This window comes from Paenibacillus sp. J31R122 (genome assembly GCF_056269185.1).
Genome location: NZ_JBWDNM010000029.1, coordinates 1 through 22,223 on the forward strand (window position 1 = coordinate 1; position 22,223 = coordinate 22,223).

General features: G+C 43.4%; 10 protein-coding genes and 1 rRNA gene. 2 read left to right on the forward strand and 9 right to left on the reverse strand.

The window, feature by feature from the left end:
* Both AC0YN7_RS28850 and AC0YN7_RS28855 read right to left on the reverse strand, forming a co-directional pair.
* Nucleotides 1-294: ribosomal RNA gene (locus AC0YN7_RS28850) — 16S ribosomal RNA — on the reverse strand; the annotation flags it as partial.
* A 321-nt stretch (nt 295-615) separates the two neighbouring features.
* A complete protein-coding gene (locus tag AC0YN7_RS28855) occupies nt 616-1,011 on the reverse strand; it encodes a DUF1801 domain-containing protein (protein WP_475813459.1) in 396 nt (131 codons plus the stop codon).
* A gap of 165 nt (nt 1,012-1,176) precedes the next feature.
* On the opposite strand from AC0YN7_RS28855, the gene AC0YN7_RS28860 reads away from it, so the two are divergent.
* On the forward strand, nt 1,177-1,941 hold the full coding sequence (locus tag AC0YN7_RS28860) for a MerR family transcriptional regulator (protein WP_475813460.1): 765 nt from the start codon (nt 1,177-1,179) through the stop codon (nt 1,939-1,941).
* A 109-nt stretch (nt 1,942-2,050) separates the two neighbouring features.
* On the opposite strand, the gene AC0YN7_RS28865 is transcribed toward AC0YN7_RS28860, so the two are convergent.
* The 6 genes from AC0YN7_RS28865 to AC0YN7_RS28890 all read right to left on the reverse strand — a co-directional run bounded on the left by AC0YN7_RS28865 (nt 2,051) and on the right by AC0YN7_RS28890 (nt 15,452).
* Complete coding sequence (locus AC0YN7_RS28865; RefSeq protein WP_475813461.1) at nt 2,051-2,602, reverse strand: 50S ribosomal protein L25; 552 nt, start codon at nt 2,600-2,602, stop codon at nt 2,051-2,053.
* A gap of 278 nt (nt 2,603-2,880) precedes the next feature.
* Nucleotides 2,881-4,761, reverse strand: coding sequence for a molecular chaperone HtpG (gene htpG / locus AC0YN7_RS28870; RefSeq protein WP_475813462.1), 1,881 nt, complete (start codon nt 4,759-4,761; stop codon nt 2,881-2,883).
* A 295-nt stretch (nt 4,762-5,056) separates the two neighbouring features.
* Nucleotides 5,057-5,464 carry a carboxymuconolactone decarboxylase family protein gene (locus tag AC0YN7_RS28875; protein ID WP_475813463.1) on the reverse strand — a complete coding sequence of 136 codons (408 nt, stop codon included), beginning with the start codon at nt 5,462-5,464 and terminating at the stop codon, nt 5,057-5,059.
* Between the two features lie 17 nt (nt 5,465-5,481).
* Nucleotides 5,482-7,119 carry a thiamine pyrophosphate-binding protein gene (locus AC0YN7_RS28880; protein ID WP_475813464.1) on the reverse strand — a complete coding sequence of 546 codons (1,638 nt, stop codon included), beginning with the start codon at nt 7,117-7,119 and terminating at the stop codon, nt 5,482-5,484.
* A 13-nt stretch (nt 7,120-7,132) separates the two neighbouring features.
* A complete protein-coding gene (locus AC0YN7_RS28885) occupies nt 7,133-9,370 on the reverse strand; it encodes an EAL domain-containing protein (protein WP_475813465.1) in 2,238 nt (745 codons plus the stop codon).
* Nucleotides 9,371-9,869: 499 nt separating this feature from the next.
* Complete coding sequence (locus AC0YN7_RS28890; protein WP_475813466.1) at nt 9,870-15,452, reverse strand: S-layer homology domain-containing protein; 5,583 nt, start codon at nt 15,450-15,452, stop codon at nt 9,870-9,872.
* 251 nt (nt 15,453-15,703) lie between these two features.
* On the opposite strand from AC0YN7_RS28890, the gene AC0YN7_RS28895 reads away from it, so the two are divergent.
* A complete protein-coding gene (locus AC0YN7_RS28895; RefSeq protein WP_475813467.1) occupies nt 15,704-17,158 on the forward strand; it encodes an esterase-like activity of phytase family protein in 1,455 nt (484 codons plus the stop codon).
* A gap of 106 nt (nt 17,159-17,264) precedes the next feature.
* Here the strand turns inward: AC0YN7_RS28895 and AC0YN7_RS28900 are convergent, their stop codons facing one another.
* Nucleotides 17,265-22,217: a DUF5724 domain-containing protein gene (locus AC0YN7_RS28900; protein ID WP_475813474.1), complete on the reverse strand. Its 4,953-nt coding sequence runs from the start codon at nt 22,215-22,217 to the stop codon at nt 17,265-17,267.
* Nucleotides 22,218-22,223 lie beyond the last annotated feature (6 nt).

The window sequence follows — 22,223 nt, forward strand, 5'->3', positions numbered from 1 at the left end:
CATCGTCGCCTTGGTGAGCCGTTACCTCACCAACTAGCTAATGCGCCGCGGGTCCATCTCTAAGTGATAGATTGCTCCATCTTTCTCGATTCGATCATGCGACCAAATCGCCTATCCGGTATTAGCATTCGTTTCCGAATGTTATCCCGGTCTTAAAGGCAGGTTACCCACGTGTTACTCACCCGTCCGCCGCTAAGTATCAGAGATGCAAGCATCTCATCAACTCCGCTCGACTTGCATGTATTAGGCACGCCGCCAGCGTTCGTCCTGAGCCAGGATCAAACTCTCCAAATTGGTGTTTGACTTGCTCATTACTTTTTATCGCTTTTTCTAATGATCCGTTAGGATCGTTAGGGCAGTTTAATACTCGTTGTTCAGTTTTCAAAGAGCAATCTTTTCTTTCGTGTTTCTCGTTTGTTCCGGTGTATTTCTTGGCCGGAATAAGAATATACCATGTATCCGCCTATTAATGCAAGTGTTTTTTGAAATTCTTTTTTATATTTGTTGTTTAAATAAATTACTTCATTAATAAGGATAAAAAAAAATGTATATATCCTCTATGATAAATCTAACCCTACGCATTAAGGTTGGAATCAGATTTTTCAATCTGTTCTATTAACATGTCACCTCTATCCATTTCGTTATCACTTCTACAAGCTTTTCTTCCTTTGCTTTCACATCATCCATGTCAGTAAATTTCACTATAGCTCTGTCACCAGCAGCCCAATCCAATAACCCTGTAGTATCATAAAATAAAGGTTCCTTCCCATTGTTATCTTTTACCTTGGCACCACAATGAAAGATAAGTCGGAAGTATCCTTTTCCATGCAAATTAAAAGTCACCCTATCTTCATTGTTAAAACAGAAACTTGGTGCATTCCATTTTATATGCTCAGTAATCTGTGTATTTGTGCTTAAAATGATTTCTCGAGTATACTCTATTTCTTTTTTTAGGGGATGTTCAAGAGTGTTCATATATTTAATTACTTGTTCATGACCAGACTGTTTCATCGATTTCCTGCCTCCATCCGTTTTCTCTTCTAAAGGAATAAGTAAGACTATTACTTATTCTAGCTTTCAAAATTAATTTCCTTTTTAAACTAACATGGCATAAAAAAAACAGTTGACCTTCACGCAGCGTGAAGGTGTACGATTATTTTGTCAGGAGGTGCGTAAATGGAATATACCATTCAAAAGCTTGGACACATGGCCGGCATCAGTACGAGAACGCTGCGCTATTACGATGAAATCGGAATGCTTAAGCCCGCAAGAATCAATTCATCAGGCTATCGCATATATGGGCAGGCTGAGGTTGATCGGTTGCAGCAAATTTTATTCTACAGAGAGCTGGGTGTCAGCTTGGAAGAAATAAAGGCCATTGTGACCGCATCTTCCTTTGACGAGGAGCTAACGCTGAGAGAGCATCGCAAAAGACTAATTGAGAAGAAAGAGCAATTAGATCTTCTAATCGCTAATGTCGAGAAAACATTAGCTCAGAGAGAAGGGAGAGTTACAATGACAAACCACGAAAAGTTCAATGGCTTTAAGCAGCAATTAATTGACGACAACGAGAAGAAATATGGCAAAGAGATTAGAGAAAAATATGGAGACGAACAAGTGGATCGATCCAACGAAATCGTCAAAAACATGACGGAAGAGCAGCACTTAGAAATTGATCAGTTAGGCGAGCAGGTGATAGCCGTTCTGGTTGATGCCTATGCAACAGGAGATCCAGCTGGAGAGCTGGCACAGAAAGCAGCGGATCTGCATCGACAGTGGTTAAGCTTTTATTGGGGAAAATATTCCAAAGAAGCACATGCAGGTATCGTACAGATGTATGTAGATGATGAAAGATTCACCGCATACTATGATAAGCATCAGTCTGGCTGCACAGTGTTTTTAAGAGATGCCGTCCTTATTTACACGGGAACAGAGCAATAAGGATGAATTGTTTCATAGATAACAAAGGCCCTGCTCACTTGAATGCCAAGTAAGCAGGGCCCCCTTTGTTCTTACTAATCTATAAATTATCTTCTGTTATTCCTGCCGACTATACCTTAGGAGCAACGACTGAAACCAAAAGCTCACTAGACGATGAAATCAAGGTTAATCCAGATGGAAGCTCGATATCTCCTACAAGAAGCGATTCGCCTACATCTAGAGCACTGATATCAACCGTTATCGAAGCCAGCAGCTGATCTGGAAGGCCTTGGACCTCAATGAACGAGCTTTGCGTTTGTACGATGCCTCCTCGTTTCGAGCCTACCGCCGTTCCAATATAATCAATTAGTATCTTCGTACGTACTGCCTCAGTTTTTCGAACGCGGAGGAAATCAACATGAATAAACTCACGGGTTACCGCATCCCGCTGCACTCCTTCAAGCAAAACAGGTACTGTATCCGTGCCATCCAGATTAAGCTCGACAATCCCAGTACCTCCGCCTTTTGTCCAATGTTGGAAATCCTTCGCCGATATATGAATCATAGCATTGTCAACATTCGATCCAAAAATGATACCCGGAAGGCGCCCCTCCTTGCGTAGTCGCTTCAATCCGGTACTGTTCGTGGGCGTTCTGTGCTCCGCTAGAAAACTTGTTCTCATATGATAAATCTCCTTCTCAACTCAGTTATTTTGTGCTCCCAAAATCCTCGCCTTTAACGACGTTTGATTTCGCCCCCCTCACGAGGGGAAAAAAGAGCACCATAACATCACCACCCTTGATACATTTAATGTAATGTCCCTATATATATGCAAAGACATTTCGCTCCAGGGGAACGAAATGCCTTATTAGTGCTACCATATCATATAACATGCAAACTGTCGACCAAACTAAGTTTTAATACTGCAGCCTAAGCTAAGCTGCATGTTTGTCCAACTGGTTAAACCATTACTTTGCAAATGTCGTTTGTAAACTCTACAGGATCATTAATCGGCAAGCCTTCAATCAAAAGCGCTTGATTGTATAATAGCTGCGTGTATAGATTCAGCTTCTCTTTATCGCTGCCGTACGCAGCCTTCAAGGACTTGAACACTTCGTGATTGACGTTGATTTCTAGAACCTTATCTGCTTTCACATCTTGACTGTTAGGCATTGCTTTCAATATTTTTTCCATTTCAATCGTTACTTCACCATCGGCAGACAGACATACAGGATGTGATTTTAGTCTTTTTGAAGCCTTAACACTTGTCACTTTTCCTGATAGTAAGCCGCTCATAAAATCAAAGAGCTCTTTGTTATCGTTCTCTTCTGCATCAGTTTGCGCTTCATTAGCATCCGATTCGATTCCTAAGTCGCCGCTTGATACGGATTTGAATTCTTTATCTTTGTATTTCATAATTATTTTGATCGCGAACTCATCGATATCATCGGTAAAGTACAAAATTTCATATCCTTTATCCAATACCAGCTCGGTTTGTGGCAGTTTCTCTATTCTATCGATCGATTCACCAGAAGCGTAGTAGATATACTTCTGATCTTCAGGCATTCTCGATACATACTCATCTAAGGAAACTAGCTTCTTCTCTTTTGATGAATGGAACAGCAATAGATCCTGCAGATCTTCTTTGTTTACGCCGTAATCGTTATATACACCAAACTTCAGCTGTCTGCCAAAGGCTTTATAGAAGGCTTCATACTTCTCTCTCTCATCCTTCAGTAGGCTTTGCAATTGGCCTTTGATTTTGTTCTTAATGTTTTTGGCAATAAGCTTCAATTGTCTGTCATGCTGCAGCAGCTCACGGGATATGTTCAGGGACAGATCTTCTGAATCGACCATACCTTTCACAAAGCTGAAGTAGTCCGGCAGCAAATCAGAGCACTTATCCATAATTAGAACGCCATTGGAATAAAGCTCAAGCCCCTTCTCATATTCCTTTGTGTAATAATCGAAAGGTGTATTTTCCGGGATAAACAGAATCGCATTATAAACTACAGCGCCATCTGCGCTAATATGGACATGCTTAATCGGCTTATCGAAGCCGTAGCGTTTTTCAAAATAGAAATTTTCATAATCTTCTGTTGTAAGCTCATTTTTATTTTTGCGCCAGATCGGAACCATGCTATTGACGGTTTGCTCTTCCGTGTAATCTTCTAGCTCGTTGTCGCTTCCTTCGATTGGACGCTGACCTTTCACATCCATCTTGATCGGATAGCGAATAAAATCAGAGTATTTCTTGATGATCGCTCTTAAACGATACTCTTCAAGATACTCATCATATTGATCGTCCTCAGTGTTCTGTTTAATTTGTAAAATAATTTCAGTACCAATAGAATCCTTCTCACATGGCACGATCGTGTATCCTTCTGTACCCTTGGATTCCCATTTGAAGGCCTGGTCGCTGCCTAGTGTTTTCGTAATAACCGTAATCTCATCCGCCACCATAAATGCCGAATAAAAGCCGACTCCGAATTGACCGATGATATTATGTCCATCCTTCGCTTCGTTCTCACTTTTGAATGCAAGCGAGCCGCTCTTCGCTATTGTTCCTAGATTATTTTCCAGTTCTTCTTGTGTCATGCCAATACCTGTATCAGCAATCGTCAGCGTTCTTTGAGCCTTATCAGCCGTCACCTTAATGTAATAATCCTCTTTGTTAAAAACCAACGAATCGTCGGTTAATGCTTTGTAATAAATTTTATCAATGGCATCGCTGGCATTGGATACGAGTTCTCTTATGAAGATCTCTTTCTGCGTATAGATGGAGTTAATCATCATTTCCAATAGTCTTTTGGATTCTGCTTTAAATTGTTTCTGAGCCATGGGTAAATCTCCTTTCAAAACAAATTAATAGGTTCATGTTCTCCTATAGTTTAGCACTCTAAACGCCTGAGTGCTAATCCTTATCTTTATATAACATATACTAATTTTGGATGTCAATAGCGACAAGGCCGATAATAACAAATAGGGTTTGATTTTCGTTATTTACTGGGAAAATCATCAGAAAAGAAGCTGTAAGCTTCATTTGAGTGCTTACAGCTTCTTTTTGGGTTTGTTTGTGGTCTGTAAGCTTGATTTTCGAGCTTATAGTTACTTTTCAGTCAGCCTAGACCAACTTCTACACCGCGCTCTCCACTTGAGCTCCATATGTAATATTGCGCTCTTTAAATACATTAATCACGACGCCCAGCGCGCCCAATGACTTCGGAAAGCCAGCATAGGGAAGGCAATGAATAATCGCTTCAACGACTTCATCCGGGGTAAGCCCCGCGTTGAGAGCTGAGTGAATGTGGAAATCGAGCTGAGATTCCGCTCCTTGGGTAACCAATGATGAGATTGTAAGGAGGGATCGTTGCTTTAAATCAAGTCCCGGACGCGAATAAATCGAGCCAAATGGAAATTCAACGACTAGCTTCGCCATATCAGGGCTAAACTGTCTTACGCGCTCAACAGTTTCCCGCATAATATCCGGACCAACCATTTTACCTAAAGTCTCTAAACCTTTTTCATGTCGATTCGTTTCCATATTCTCCTCCTTGACCTTTAGTCTAAGCTCAATAATCTAGTAAGTATTGGCGGAATTTCTTCCGGATCCACCATAACCTCAATAACCGTTGCAACGTCAGATTGAAGAGCGGATAGAACAGCTTCATTAATATCTGCTGCGTTATGGCAACAATAGGTTAATGCGCCCATCGAACCCGCAAATTGACTTACATCCAGCGGCCGCTCATAGACAGCACCAACGGATCGGCCAGTATTATAGGACATGCCTTTATCCACCATATCTAAACGACCGTTATTAAGAACAAAGAAAATGACCGGAGCGCCATGATTAACAGCCGTCGAGATTTCTGTTCCGTGCATCATCATACATCCATCACCCGTTATACATACAATATGACGGTCTGGACGAGCAATTTTTGCCCCAATAGAGTAGCCAATCGCTGCTCCCATCGCAATAAATACTTCGTCAAAATAGAAGGTGCCTGTTTCCAATATATCGAAATGCTGCACAGCATAAAATGAGTGGCTTCCCGCATCTCCAAAAAGAATAGCATCATCAGGAAGCGCAGTACGAAGCGCTTTGATAGCTGTAACTGCCGATAACTGCTTATCCGTATTCAAGCCTGATCCCGACTCTTGAATCGCGATTCTCTCATAGTCTCTCTCCGAAGCTCCGCTTCGTTCAATCAGCTTGGTTAAGTTATATTTGAGATCACCAAGAATAATCTGAGTCGGTACCATGACCGTTTTCCCCGCAAATGTAAGGTCGTACTCGAACTGCAGCATTCTGTCAGGTTGCATATCGGTTGTAAACCCCGACAGCGACATATCACATAACTTGCTTCCGACCACTATCATTAGATCTATTCCGGATTGCATATATTCTGTAGCATGCTTGGAACCGCCAAGTCCGTAACCGCCTAGATACAAGGGATGGTTCGAGGGGAATGCACCCTTTCCTCCAGGAGTCGTAACCACTGGTATTCGCCAGTGCTCCGCCATTATACGCAATTGTTCGTAAGACTCGGACATTACCGCGCCTTTTCCGAGAAACAGGACTGGTTTATTCGCACCATCCAGCAGGGAAATGGCTTTCTCTATATCAGGTGATACTACGGGCGATATATGGTCAGGTAAAGGGATATAAAAGGACTCAATCTCCTCCATAAGCACATCAAAGGGAATACATAAATGAACGGGACCTTTTTCTCCTGTATAAGCTTTCTCCAGTGCATGTCTTAGATATAAGGAAAGCAGCTCTCCTCTCTCAATACGTGCGCTGAATAAGGTTACCGGCTCAAACATTTTGACCAAATCCGCTCCAAACTGACTTGAATCCTGGCTTAGAGCACGTCCAGTATCCTGCATTGAGGGTTGTCCTGTTATAAACAAAACAGGCAGCTGAAACTCCCTTGCCTGCCCAGCAGCAGTAATAAGATTCGTTCCCCCAGGTCCAGATGTACCAATCGCTACACCAAGTGTTTTCTTGCCAAGCGCGTAGCCGGAGGCTTCAAACCCACATCCTGTTTCATGACGACCTAACACATAGTGTATTTCATGATTTTCGAGCTCTAGCATAAGCGGCGATATCGATTTTCCCGGTATTCCAAAAACGTGAGTAATACCCCAATTTTTAAAATGCTCGACAATAACGGTATATACCTTTTTCTTCATTTCTTCACCCTTATCAATCATATTGTTTAACGATCGGCTTGATAAATAATTTCTCGACCTGCTCTGCGGGTAATGGACGATGAAAATAATAGCCCTGAACCTCGTGACAGCTAAGTGTTTTCAAAAAGTTCAATTGGTCTTCTGTCTCTACTCCCTCTGCGATAACATCAATCCCAAGGTTATAGGCCATTGCAATAATAGTGGCTACAATATCGGCATCGTTGGTATCAGTCATAATATCTCTGACAAACGACTGATCTATTTTCAGTCGATTGATCGAAAACAGCTTAATATAGTGAAGATTGCTATAGCCTGTTCCAAAGTCATCTATACATATTTTTATGCCTAGCTTCTTCATTTCACCTAATACTTCAACAGCGAACGCAACGTCCATAGTCATCGATTCTGTTATTTCAAGCTCGAGATACTTAGGATCATGATTGGTTTCAAGTAAAACCTGTTTCACTGTATCTACTAGATTACGTTTCAAAAATTGGCGAGTAGATAGATTTACTGAAATTATTTTCGGAGCGTAGCCTTTCTCAATCCACAGCTGATTCTGTGTACAAGCGGTTCTAAGCACCCACTCTCCAATTGGAACGATGAGTCCTGTTTCTTCTGCAATAGGTATGAATTTAGCTGGAGGAATAATACCAAGGGTGGGGTGATTCCATCGAAGCAGTGCTTCGGTACCTATGATTTCCCCTGTTTCTATATTAATCTGAGGCTGATAGTGCAAAACAAATTCATCATTCTGCAATGCTTTACGTATGGAGTTCTCTATAGTGAGTTGTTCAATGCCCGTGCTATTCTTCGCTGCTTTGAACACAGAGTAATTGTTTTTACCCGCATCCTTGGCCAAATACATCGCAATATCGGCATGCTTCATCAGCGTCTCAGCGTCAGTTCCATCATAAGGGTAAAGGACGATACCTATGCTTGCCGTAATATAAAACTCATAACCATCTATTACGAATGGCCGTTCAAACGTCCGAAGCACTTGTTCTGCAAGTGCAATAGCATCGTTGTACCCTGAAACATCTGGCACAAGTATAGTGAATTCATCCCCGCCCATTCTTGACACGATAGAATCGAGAGTCATGCAGCAGCTTTTCAACCGCTTGGCTACTAGCTGAAGAAGAGTGTCACCGTTGTTATGACCGAGATTATCATTGACCTTCTTAAAGCTATCCAAATCCAAGAACATGATTGTAAACAGACTCTCGTATTCTTTGGATTGTTTTAATAGGCTCTCCAAACGCTGCGTAAAATACCGTCTGTTGGGCAATCCCGTTAAATCATCATGATAAGCAAGATAATTGATTTGTTCTTCCGTTTTTGAACGTTCTGTTATATCACGGAACTGTGCAAAAGCACCCAATATTTTCATATTCTCATCGTGGATCTGAAAAGCATCAAACAAACAAACCAGCTGTTCTTCTTCATTCTTCTTAGCAATTCTGAGCTCAATTCCCTCATACTCTTTTCCCGTATGAAGTACCTCGTGTATTAATTTATTTATTTGCAAGTTCGCAATAGGCTTTTGCAGCACATCTTGTTTATTTAAATCGGTTAAAATTTCTGCAGACTTATTGTATTCTGTTATATTTCCTTCTCGATCAGTAATAATAATGCCATTTCTTGTTGTTTCAATTACTACTTGATTTAAAATATGCAACCTTCTATTTTGTTTTTTTAAGAGCAGCTCTCTTTCAATCGAATCCACTACGGTACACAGCATGGCCAATAAAAAAGGATTATGCTGGTCTATAGTTGTCATGATCGTAATTGTGCCCAGAAGGTTATTTAAATCCGTATATTGAAACGGAACAGAATAGCATGCGCTTGTGCTAAGAAAATTATAGTAATGATCACTGCCTATTAGCTGAATGGGCTTGCGATATTGAAGCGCCAGGTTAATGGTGTTTGTACCCGCTTCAATTTCCTTAAATACAAGACCCTCTTGTATCCCCGATTGATTGACAACACTTTTGATTGCTTCATCTCCGGCCATCTCTAAAATGCATCCAACCTCATCTGAAATTAGGATAAGCAGAGGAAGACCCTTCATTTGCTCCAGCATTCTATGAACGAAGAAATCAATTACCGACAAGATCTCTTCATACTCTTCACGCTTTTGATTCATATCTGTATCAGAATATAATGTGGAAAATGAAGGTACTCCAAAAGGATCAATACCTAGCTTTTCACACCTTAATTTCGACTCTGTAATCCAATGCTCAAGATTCATCTGACCCCTCATTTCTAACATGAAAAGTACATGCGGTACATCGAAAAAAAATAAACAATTATACCTATTATTGCCATTATGTCAATGAACGTCGAACGTTGTCAATCGATTTTTTTGTTAAGAAATAAGATGAGTAATATATTACAGTTGTTTACATAAAATGACCACTACTTTCAAAAAAAACGATACTTTTAAGTCGATTGCCATAAAAAAGCTGCAGATTCCACCTAGTAATAAAAATGCTAAACCTTCCTACCTGATACCTACAGTATATTAAAAACAGAACCAATTTACTTGATAATGTGATACTTTAATTAATCCTGCCTTCTCAGCGGTTTTTTGAGAGGCCGTATTGCTCTCCATAACGAATCATCTTAATTCACTCCTATAATTATACTAACATAAGCAATAAGGACAATGCCGCTCACACAATCTTTTGTATAAAAAAACTGCAGTTCTCCCCTCGCGAGGAAAAAGCTGCAGTTTATTTGTTCATCTACTAACTATCAAGACTCTTAACCAGATTTAAAATCATCTGAGCGCTTTCCGCACGCGTACCGTTAGCCTTTGGCGCGAAAGAACCTTCTGAGCGGCCGTTAATCAGACCGAGATCAACAGCTGCTGTGATCGCAGCTCTTGCCCACTCTGGAGCAGAAGCAATGTCCTTGAAGCCTGTATCCTTAAGACCAGACGTTTCATGTTTTGACGTTGCAGCTCCATAAGCACGAACTAACATTGCCGCCATTTCTTGACGGGAAATTTGCGCGTCTGGAGCAAACGTAGAGCCGTTCAGACCATTCACTATTCCCGCTTGCTCGGCAAGTGCTACTTCATTCGCATACCACTTATCAGCGGATACATCCGTAAATTTAGAATCAGCCTGCCCCTTAATTCCAAGTGTTCGAACCATCATTGCCGCGAACTCCGCGCGGGTGACAGCTTTGCCTGGATCGAAGCGATCCATCGTTACCCCTTTAACAAGCTGCTTCGCTGAAAGCTCCTTTACCACACTGTAAGCCCAGTGGCTTGCTGGAAGATCTACAAATGTTTTGTTATATGACAGACTTGCATACATGCTGAAATGATTGACTTTCGCCTCAAGCTTACCATTCTTCAGCTTTCCTCCCACATATTCCAGCTGGCCGTCGTCTGAAATATAGTAAATGCCAAGCAGGCTTGTGTCAGCTTTCGGATCTACAGGGAGTGAAATCGTAATTGGCTCCTGGAATTTACTTAACGCAACCGTTCGACCATCCTTCGTAGTCATCGTAAGGCTAAAGTCAAGCAGATCGGCTCCAGCATTCAATTTTGCACCAGTCTGTTTCTCCGATTTTGCCAACAATTTCGCAGCATCAGACGGTGACGCGGTATTTACTTTCATCGATATTTTGCTCTGTTCGAGCTCACCTGCATGAAGCAGGCTTGTTAAGTCAGTCAATACCTGCGAAGGTATGCTAATTGATAGGTTGGATGCTTCCACCTTTATCGGCGCACCATCTAGCAGTTGAACCGCATTCCCCGGCAAAACAAGCTCACTCAGCTGCTCATTAAAGACAACTTCTACCTCACCCTTAGCGTTCTTATCCTCTAGCTGCTTTTCCGTCACTTCAACGACTCCCGGTGTCGGTGTTGGCGTCGGAATTGGTGTCGGCACCGGGGTTGGATCAGGAGTCGGCTCTGCATCCTTCTTAGCAATAACGAAGCGATCGATCTCACGCCCGTCCACCGTTCTGCCCATAACTACGATTTCATCGTTTTTAATTTCTACAGCAGTATAGATTTGCGCGTTCTCTGCAAAAATAACTTCCTGCCATGGGCGTGGCGTCAGCGCATAAAACTTCGGCCCTGACGAGCCGCCGAGCACATATCTCGTTCCCTCTTCCTCGGAAACCTGCTGGCCGCCCTTCATCGGGTATGACCTCATATAAATATGATCATGACCATTCATTACGAGATCCACGCCATGCTTGTCAAATATCGGCACCCATGTTTTTTGCACCCCTTCGTTCGAATAGATGCTGCCGTATGGACCCTGATGGAAAAAGATTACCTTCCATTTCTTATCCGTGCTCGCAAGATCCTCATCCAGCCACAGAGCCTGCTCCTCCATAACCTGACTGGTTCTCTCGGTGTTCATTACAACAAAGTGCGTATCCTTTACATCAAAGGAATAGTTTGATCCCTTAACGCTTGCAGCTCCGTTTTGCGGATTGTTGAACTGTGCCAAGTAATCTCCGTCGCCATTGTTCCCCATTACCTCATGGTTCCCGATAACTGGAACTAGCGTCGTATTCAACAAATTGTCCTGTGCAGCCTCAAACCACCAATCCCATTGTTCCTGCTCAAAACCTTTGTCGACCATATCTCCCGCATGCACGATCATTTCCGCATCAGGCATATAGGACGCAGCTGATTTAATCGTTGAGCCCCAGAGCGAGAAGCCCGCTTTCGAATCAGCTTGCGAGTCACCTATGAATAGGAACTTCGTTGCATCGCCAGTGGATCCGCTAGTCCGGAACACACCCTGCTTACTGACATTTGTACTGCCATCTCCAACTCGGTACACATAAGCCGTATTTGGCTCTAGACCAGTAACCTCTGCTTTGTGAACGCGCATCGTGCCATCATTGTTCGTGTTGTAGATGGTACTTTTTCCAACCACTTTCGTTATATTCGAATCCTCAAAGCTATTAAAATCAGTTTGCTTCACCAGCTCAACGACCGTATCGGTCGTTAACGGCTCCGTCTGCCAAGTGAATTGGCGAGAGGTAGCTGGATCCAGCCCCATCGTCACATTCATATTACGAGGTGCTGCCGTTCCCGCATGTGGCGCAACCACGAAGGTCATCACTGGGCTATAGGCATTCCCTTTTACCGCTTGTATCTTATACGTTCCAGCTGTTCTAGTCGCCTCCTCAGTGGTCAATGTACCACCCGAGTTGGAGCTTGCACCCGCCACCTCAACCTTATCAATCAGCAGCTTCGCACCCTCGACAGCCGCTCCACCTTGCATTTCTTCGATCTTGAAGACAGCTTCATATCCCAATCCAATCGCAAAATGGTCCCAAGTCAGCTTCAACTCTGTCTTAACAGTCGAATCTACTGCCGCTCCAATGATGCTGACTGGCAAGCCCGCTCCTTCCGTGGAAACCACAGTTCCTGAGGTGTTCTCAATGCTGTGCGGCTTTGATACCTCGCCCGTTACCTGATCAAGTGTAAGAGGACCAACATAATCGTTTCGAATCGTATATTGAATTTGGCCAAGCAGATCAGTATCCTTTAAACCAGCTTCATTTATATTTAGCAGATTTAATCGTACATTTCCTTCCGCCTCATTGATAACGGACTCTAGCATTGCTTCCGTTACCTTACCGCCACGTATCACTTGAAGATCTTCCACAGCTGCTGGGTTAAACTTGAAGGCAACATGACCTTCCTTCAGCTTGCTGGCATTTTCCACACGAATATCCAGCGTATACGTATGACCGACATTGACTATGCTTGGTGATTCATAGACATAAAATGGCGACCCCAAATTAACTGTGAAATACCATTCCTTTACCGTCTGGTTGCCAGACATATCGCGAATTGCAGCCTTCACCTTATGACGGCCTTCCGCAAGTGGTATCGTCGGTTTGTAAGTAATTAGTCCAGCAGGCGGATAAAAGCCGTGCTCGACCAGTTGATCATCTACATACACACGCGTTTTGACAGGATCGATCAGCGTTGTACCCGGATGCTGCGCCGCATCATAACCTGCATCCTCACCATTGAGTGAAATTGTCGGTGTTGCTGTTTTTACTACCGCATTCACAGCTGGTGTTACTTTTTTGAACACAGGTGGTGTAATGTCATCCGTTATCGGCCCGTAAATAGCACGAATATCGTCGATATACAAAGCGCCATCCGTTTTATTCGTATTGCTGGTTTCCATGTAACGAACAGGCATATCCATTGTAAGAGGAGTCGTTTTCCCTTTTGGTATAGCGACCTCAAGGTATTTCCAACCCGTCCAATCTACTCCTGCCACCGGATCAGTAAAATCAAGTGGAACTTTAGCGTCCGCACCATCACGCATTTGTGCACGCAGCCAATGCTTCTTACCATCACCATATACCCACATGCTGATTTTCTCCGGATAACCCGGAATTTGAATTCTGTTTTCCTTTGAGGATGCTGCTAAATAAGCACCAGAAGTACCCGTCAAGCCGTTAAAATCGTACTCCAGCTTCAGTGCCTTATTCCCGCTTCTCACGAAATCCTGATCCGTTACTTCGACAATTCTTGCGTAGTTTGCTTTATCATTTAATGCTATATATTTATCCAGTCCGGATTCGAAATCCTCCAACATAACGGGAGGCACTCCGACGCTCACTTCAAAAGAAGTTTCCACACTGCCGTACTTCACAAAAATCTTCCCAGACTTCCCGTTATCTTTAGTTGCCTGAAATATGCCATTCTCATCGACCGTTCCGATTTCTCCCTCGACACGCCATTCGAAGCTTTTATTATTCGCCTGCACAATCTGTCCGTTACGCAGTGCTTTTACGGATAGAACCGCTGTTGCGCCCGACGGATAGGTTTTGATCTCATCAGGGAATTTGAGCTCAGTCAGCTGATCAACGATCTCAATCTCCCCCTGACCTTGCACTTCTCCGGCCGCTGCCGTAACAAAGCCATTACCCGGAGCAGTCCCAGCTGTGAACACCCCATTCTGGTCAACCGATCCAAGTGAAGAATCAACCTGCCACGTCAGCGCACCTGAGTAAGGAGCAGGATGACCGTTTGCATCTATTCCTGCCGCACTGAAGTTGAACGATGACCCTTGAAGAATACGTTCGGCATTGGGCTTAATCGCTAGCTTCGAAGCAACTCCCAGCTCAGGAGCCGTATTAACGAGCAATAGACCGTTACCCGTCTTCCGTTCTCCGCCATCCGAACCTTGGTTCAGCATTTTTACGCTGTCCGTTCCAGGCAGCTTTGCCACAAACGTAGATGATCCACCGCCGTCAAGGTTCATCCCGTTAACGACGCCCATATCTTTTAACATTTTCGCAAGCTCATCCGTTTCGACGCCTTCACTATAACCAGGCGCTCTTCCATCAATTTCGAAGAGTACGATGCTGCCATCCGCTTTCGTACCGATCGCAGTTCGCGGGTGTACGCCTAAAGGACCTACCCCAACTTGCGGAACGCCGTCCTTCACGAGAGGACCTTGTCCTCCAATCGCAACCGTTACATCACACCATTCACCATCAAGAGCGAAATTAGCGGTAATTTCATCACCCGGCTGAAGATCAGCAATTACAGCACGAGAAGTTCCGGAAGCGGATAATACCACCTGACCCTGAACAAGCGGCGTATTGCCTTGATCCTTTCTCAGCTCAATGACCTGCAGCTTCATCGTTTGTCCGCTCTTCACCTCGCCCTCGACGATTTGAAGAACAAGCTCATCTCCTAGAATGGTCGATTTTGTCGAGGTGCTGTAGTCATTCGTATAGAGGACAAGCTGGTTCGTGTCGCGATAACGGTTAATGCTCGTCAGATTCGTCGTCACACCGCCTATCGTTACCGTTTTTGTCAGCGTCGGAGATCCATAGATGGAGGAGCCATCCGACTTCAAACCGAAGGCATATGTAGAGATCGAACTGTTCAGAATACGACCTTCATCCATAAACAAGCCGTTCGGTACACCAGTAGCGTAGCCCGTAAGTTCATAAAAGTCTCCATTAATTCCCGCAATAACACGGCTTCCCGGCGCATCTACATGAGCGGCCATTGCCGTAACACCCATCATGCCGTTCACCTTACCGTCCTTGGTGCCAGCCCGCAGCTCCAAATTCGGGTTTTTCGGATCAAACTCTACCGCGTATATTTTCTGTGAACCACGTTCATTTTCCATGTCCATCCATGTATACATCGCGCCGGGAGCAAGCTCCGTCTGTCTTACGTCGATTACCTTGCCATACTCCGTTGTTGGCAAATCTGTAATGGCCGCGTTCGCGATTAGTGCTGGTTGAAGTAAAGAGATTAATAGAGCAAAAATAATAAATGCATTTGTCTTGCGTAGAAAATTACTCAATGTTTGTATTCCCTCCTAGTTGTATCGGTTGCCTGTCTATGGGACAACATCGTCAAGAGAATCGTAACAGAGTAGCGTAAGGGGAGTGTCAGTGAAGTATTAAGGTATTGTAAATTATCAGTATGTAAGCTCAGCGTCAACAATTCTTTTTTTTACAAATACTACAAAAAATAATAATCTGACGTTTACAATTAACTGCTAATATATTCCACATTAAGAATCAACAGTTCGAAGGGAGACTTTTTTTAAAAATGAATAAAAAATGGCTTATCACGACAATGGCGGTACTCACCCTTACAGCTGGAACTGGCATTGTATCCGCGGCGGTTCTAAATGGAAAACCGGCAGAACAGATTAAGTATTCGAATAACGGACAAGCTGTTACACCATCTGCCCCTGCGGTCAATATCGAGGGTAGTCTATATTTACCGATTCGCTCATTTAGTGAAACAACAGGAAAATATGTGGATTGGGATGAATTCCGCAGCAGTGTAGCGTTGACGGATAAGCCTGCCTTGACCGGCAAATATTCACTTAGAACACCTGATCTCGCAAAAGGTATTAAAATGGGTGTCGGATCATCATTAACTCATCTGCCCGGCGATCCGGACAATGTGTTCTACTCGACAGCCGATCGCGGTCCGAACGGTCAAGTCGAAGTGAACGGCAAGACCGTTCGCACATTTCCATTAGCTGATTACACACCAACTATCTATAAAATACAAATCGTCAACGATGAGATCAAGATACTTGATCAAATCCCTTTGAAGGTGAACGGTATAAATCCGGTAACTGGTAATGCTCATGTTACCGGATTGCCGAACATTAAAGACCGTGACGAAGCGCCTTTTGATGCGAAAGGTGAGAAAGAACTTTCCTATGATCCTTATGGACTCGATATTGAAGGACTTGCGTATAACCCGAAAGACGACACCTTCTGGATTTCCGATGAATACGGTCCGTCCATCGTACATGTAAAACGTGATGGTACGATTATTGAGCGGATTGTACCAAAGGGCTGGGCAGCTCAAGTGTCGACGCCCCTCGTACCAGCTCGTGAAATGTTACCTGAAGTGTACAACAAGCTTCGTCAAAACCGCGGTGCAGAGTCTGTAGGCATTACACCTGACGGCAAATACATGTTTATGGTGATGCAGAACGCCCTGCGTAATCCTGATAAATCCATGGATAACTCACGTCAAATTCGAATCATCAAATTTGACCTAGCGACACTGAAACCGATAGCGGAATATGTATATGTCTTGGAAGACGCAGCACTATTCGACAATTTAGTTCAAGCTGATATCGTCCTTTCGGACATGACCGTTATCAGCGAGAACACGATTCTCATCGATGAGCGTGACAAATTCGCTGGCGACAAAGCGCAATTGAAACGCATCTACTCCATTGACCTGTCCAACGCAACGAACATCATCGGCAAGTATGATGATGCTACCACTGCCGGAAAAACAATCGAGCAAATGACAATTGCTGATTTAAAAACTAACGGGATTCTACCTGTATCGAAACGAACCGTGCTTGATTCGGTTGAGTTTAAATATCCGTTCGAGAAAATCGAAGGCTTGTCGCTCGTTAACGGCAACACTCTTGTCATCGTCAATGATAACGACTTCGGTGTAGATAGTACTTTCACGGGTAACGGTACTGAGCTGTGGACTTTTAAACTTCCTTATACGATAAAGTGAAAAGTTACTTTGATATGAAGCTTTAAAGAGTAAAAACCCGGTTATGACCTAATGGTCAGCCGGGTTTTTCTAAAAAAATAAGTTTGTTCAATGTCACAGTATGACTCTATGATTGCAATTGCATTAGAATCTGTGGATCTTTAATCTTCTTATCCTCAGCCAACATCACGATTTTCGACAGAATTTCCGCTGTCTTCGGATCTTCATCCATGAAGGGCAGGAATATACGACCTCTATGTTGTGAATGTACAGGAATGATATGCATGGCGCCTGTAGCTTGTCTGTAGACCATACCGCTTCCTAGATGCACACCATACTCACCAAGCGTACCTTCAATTCGAGCATAATTACCTTCTATACGAACATTATCAATCTTCATGAGGCGAAGTGACTCTGTGACGATCATGCTTCGCATCTCTATCGTTGTCAGGCTGGCTTCTGGATCCACACCGCCGACATGCGCTACACTCACGACTAAATCTACGTCTCGCATCACCTCTGAGAATAATATAGGAGGAACCTTATCCAAGGCTACGCTTTTATAGGTGTTCCTATCAAAGAATTGAACCGTCTCAAGAGTGGGCGCTTCGTTCTCCGAAGGAGAGAACCAATCTGCCATCGCATAAAGATTCGCGATCAGATTCTCTGCATAATATACCTTCTGCAGTCCCTCTTCATAACTAACTGTCCACTGCCGGCCTTTAAGTAAGGAGACCGTTTTACTCGGCTGTACTTGATGTCCAGCATATCTGCGAGATATCGTTCCCTGAGCCTGCTCATCCGCATTTAGAAGATACAACTCACGGAACACCTGCTTAAATGGCTGACGGAGTTGACGATCGAATAAGTCCTTCTGATACTGGCTCCAGTGGCCACTTTTATATAAATGAAGGGGGTGTGCTATAAGGAGTTCTTCTTTATCCCCAATAAGAACTAGTTTACCCGTTGGATCGATAAGCCCCCCTGCAGCTGCATCGAAATATCCCAAAACTTCTCCCGATTTAAACACCAATGTCCGTAAAAGGGGGGTGATAACTGGATTCCCTGATAACCCCTTCAACTCTTGTAGAGTAAATGTATTACCTGACTCCATCGAGCGTTCAAGTTCCTTGCGGGCTCTCCGGTATTGCTCTGTCAGTTCAACCTTCATTTCTTTCAAATCAGAAATATATTCATCTTTTTTGTACTTTGCAGGAACAGATTTCAACTCTTTTCCTTTACGCATAATACCAATCTCTGACTTTCCTTCGTCATCAATAAGAAGTTGTACGGTCGTCTCCTCATCTAGCTTGTGGGGCTGAAAGAAGGATTGCATATCGTCCAGCTTCCGCGCTTCCATATCCCACATCAGCCGAATGACATCTCCATATCCTGCATTTCTTGCCAAATTGCCAAGGGCAATCTGCGAAGTCATGCCCTCACTTGCCCGACGCTGAGCGCCAAACTTCTTACTCTGAGCAAGAAAATGCTGAATGAATTCATACCGTTCACGAATATCTTGTTCGCGATGGTCACGCAATGAAATAAGGCTATAGCAGAGCAAATGATCTTTATTCCGCTTATCTACTACGGACTTTTGTATTTCCATAATATCCAGCTTCCCCAGTGTCGCATCTGCGAACAGCTGTGATCTTCGGTGATTGGCTCCAGCAGAAATATATTTTGCGCATTCATACAATAAGTCGAACCGCTTCTCTCCCAACGTATTATAAGCCTCATTAAACCACCTTATATCAAAAGCACCATCATTAAAGTCTTGCGCTGAAATCGGTGAATAGTGCGCGACCACTGTTTCTTTCTCAGCAGAGAAACCTTCATTAATGTGCGCATGGAAATACCAAGCGGCACTGCGCAGACCCTCCCAATTTAAATACTTAGCTACAATATCTAACCATTGAGGAGCGTACATAGCTGCTTCCAGTAACCTTTTCTCCGTAATATTAAGACCTACAAGCATCTGTCTCAAAAGTGTGTCATCTTCGCCCTCACGTGGATAACTGATCTTAAGCAGATGACTGAGAGATTCCTTCTTCGTAATACTATCCCCATATCCATAGATATAGCCACGGATGAAGGTTTCCTCCTGCAGCCCTGATAATATATGAATGAAATGCTCCATACCCTCGATCCGCTCCAGCCCCATGGCCAGAGGTGTTACCTCAGTAGCTAGATCACCACGTTCGAGCTCCACCTCTAGAATTCTCTCAACAGCGGTCTGACGAATCGTAATTAACTTAGGCTTGTGATCTATCCAATCATATCGTTTAGAAGTAATATTGCGAATATGATTGCGACTGTCTTGACTGCCGACTAATTCCCGATATACTTCCCCTGTTCCAATCATCCCCGCTTCAAAAGCACGTAAGTAATCCTTAAGGTCAAGTACCGAATCAACTTTCTCATTCGGGTTCATGCTATTAAATGTATAAAAAGTATGGAACATCCGCTTAAAGCTGTCATCATCATATATTCGACTACGGACCATTGAGAACCATGGATTCGCTAAGAGCCTCAATATCCCCCACTCTTTGGATACTTTCTCTTTAGGCATCGCTTGCATCATAACATTCAAGGCCTTTATCGTTAAATCAAATGTTGAACTTTTATCGCTATCCATGAAGTAAGCAAAAAGAAGGATGCTGATCTGATTACTATACTTAAATCCTTTGAGCGCATCTTTAATCTCTTGAATTTGGGCAACAGGATACAACTGCTCCGCAAACTCCTTACGCCAACCCTCGAGCAGTGTATGCTTCCTAAGCTCAGCGTAATCCATCTCATCAGAGAAATACCGATAATACTGGTTCAGTGTCTGATCAAGAGGGTCCAGTATAGAATAGAAATAGATCTCTAATAATTCAGAGGCTCCTAAATTACTCCGTTCCAAGTAATCTCTCCACACCTTGTGCAGCGGATATCTCGTAAGCTCTGGTGTATCGTCCTCTTCCTCTTGAAATGGACGAATCCTTCTTAAGCCTGCACCGAGCAGCTGCGTATCCTTATAACCAGAGTAATACTCTACCTCATACTCATGATCACGATGATTATGAATTTCTTGCTCCAGCCCAGCGAGAAAATGGATTACATCTCCCGCAGACAACCTAAAGATATGCCTGCACTCGAACTCCCCTATTGCTGTAGTCTCTGTGAGCCAAGGTTCGATTGTATTCGGATCGAATAGACCATAGCCATTTGCTGCTGTATATTCATTCTTTTGACTAAGTCTTCCTATCAATTGCTGTTCCTTAGGTGTGGGACTCTCAATTAAATGAGGCAGTGAACTCAAGCCTTCATACTGCTCCGTTCGTTCATTATCCTCGAAAATTTCGACAATTGTCTCCAGTGCCGCCAGTCGTTGCAATTCACTCTTGCCTTGTAATAACCGAGTTAGTGAGACCGTCACATTGGCCTCAGGCTGACGCAATAGCAGCTCAATAGCACTTTGACGTAAGGAACCTGTCTTCAACTTCAACAAACCTTCAACCAACTTCAACTCTTCATCCGATAACGTCAATTTCTTCGCCTTGTCGAGTGCCTTCTCGCGATTACTCATGCTCTTATCTGAAAGGGATGTGAATATAAATTTACGCTGTTCTGGATGATCCGTATCCTGCATGAAATAAGACAACAACTCACCACGTATATCCGCACTTAATTGATCCTTCAAGGCGATGATTGCGGTGATCCATTTACTGTCCATATCATAAGCTGTAAGGTATAGCATCTTACGAATAGGGAGATCTGGCGTGTAATGAACATGCGCAAAATTCAACACTTTGGAAGGTCCGGATAACTCTTTGTGAGTCATACCAAGGAACATTCCCATCAGCTGTTCGAATTCAAGTCGGCGTTCTTCTTTGTCCTCCAAAAGAGGGGTACGCGCAATTGTAATGCTAACTTCTTCTTTTTGCCAAGTACGTAGGCACTCATAACTATAGTTGGTTAGAATCCAATACTGTAGTTCAGTGTCCGCAGCATCTAAGTATTGCCTAGCAATCCCATAACGAACATCTCTATTCTGACTATTCGTGAGTACGTACTGTGCAATGATCTTCTGATACAGCGCACCATGTTCCATCAAGTCCTTAATTCCGGTGAATAAATCACGTTCTTCATACACCGCTGTCGCCCATAAACTTAAATAGACATCATTCGCATTGTCACTAGACAACCACGACGTACGAACAGATTCATCACTTAAGACTCGATAGGCGCCTTCAATCAGCTGTCCCGCTACACGTTGGTTCGCTGATTCCAGCCCCATACCGGTCCATACGCCAAGCGCTCTCACAACAGAACTATAGCGAATAAATCCATGATCAATGATGACCTTCAGCATGTACATGTTCGCCTCGAGCGTTCCCTCGTCCATTCGTTCCACAATGGATTGTCGAAGCCCCTCCTGCAATCGTGCAGCCGCTAATAGTTCACCCACCATTACGTATAAATCCGATTGGTGACTCATAAATATTCCTTTGATCATCTCATGAGTAAGTAACGCCGTCTGATTATCTCCGAATACAATTTCCTTAAGTGCCGCTATGACCTCTATATTGTTACTATCTAACTCGAAAGCGATGACGTCACTAATCGTTTGTGCCAACAGATAATTCTGGCGTAACGGATAGTCCGCTAACGTCAAATAATCAATAATTGCGAAACCATGACAATCCATAGATAAAAGGGAATTCATTTTACTGATTACCCGGCCTATGTGGGCGTGTCGTTCCGACGTACGGAAAGGTCTACGTTCGTATCCTGTTCCATAGGGGTATTCAGTAGTATGTGAAGTGATATAATCAAACACTTCTGCCGTGTACTCATTCGTAAGTATCCTTACAACTTTCACTAGTGGTTGGAATAATATCTCATCATTCCCCGCAGCAAGTGAATGCAAAATCTCTTTGCATTTCAAAAAACACTCTTCATCCTGACGCAAATACCCCATTTGCCCCAACTCTATTACTAAATTTGCTAATGGAGCTAGATGAGGATCTATCCCTTCTGCTCTATCTTGCAATAATTCATAATATTGCTTCTCTCGTTCATGCTTCTCCATCATTCA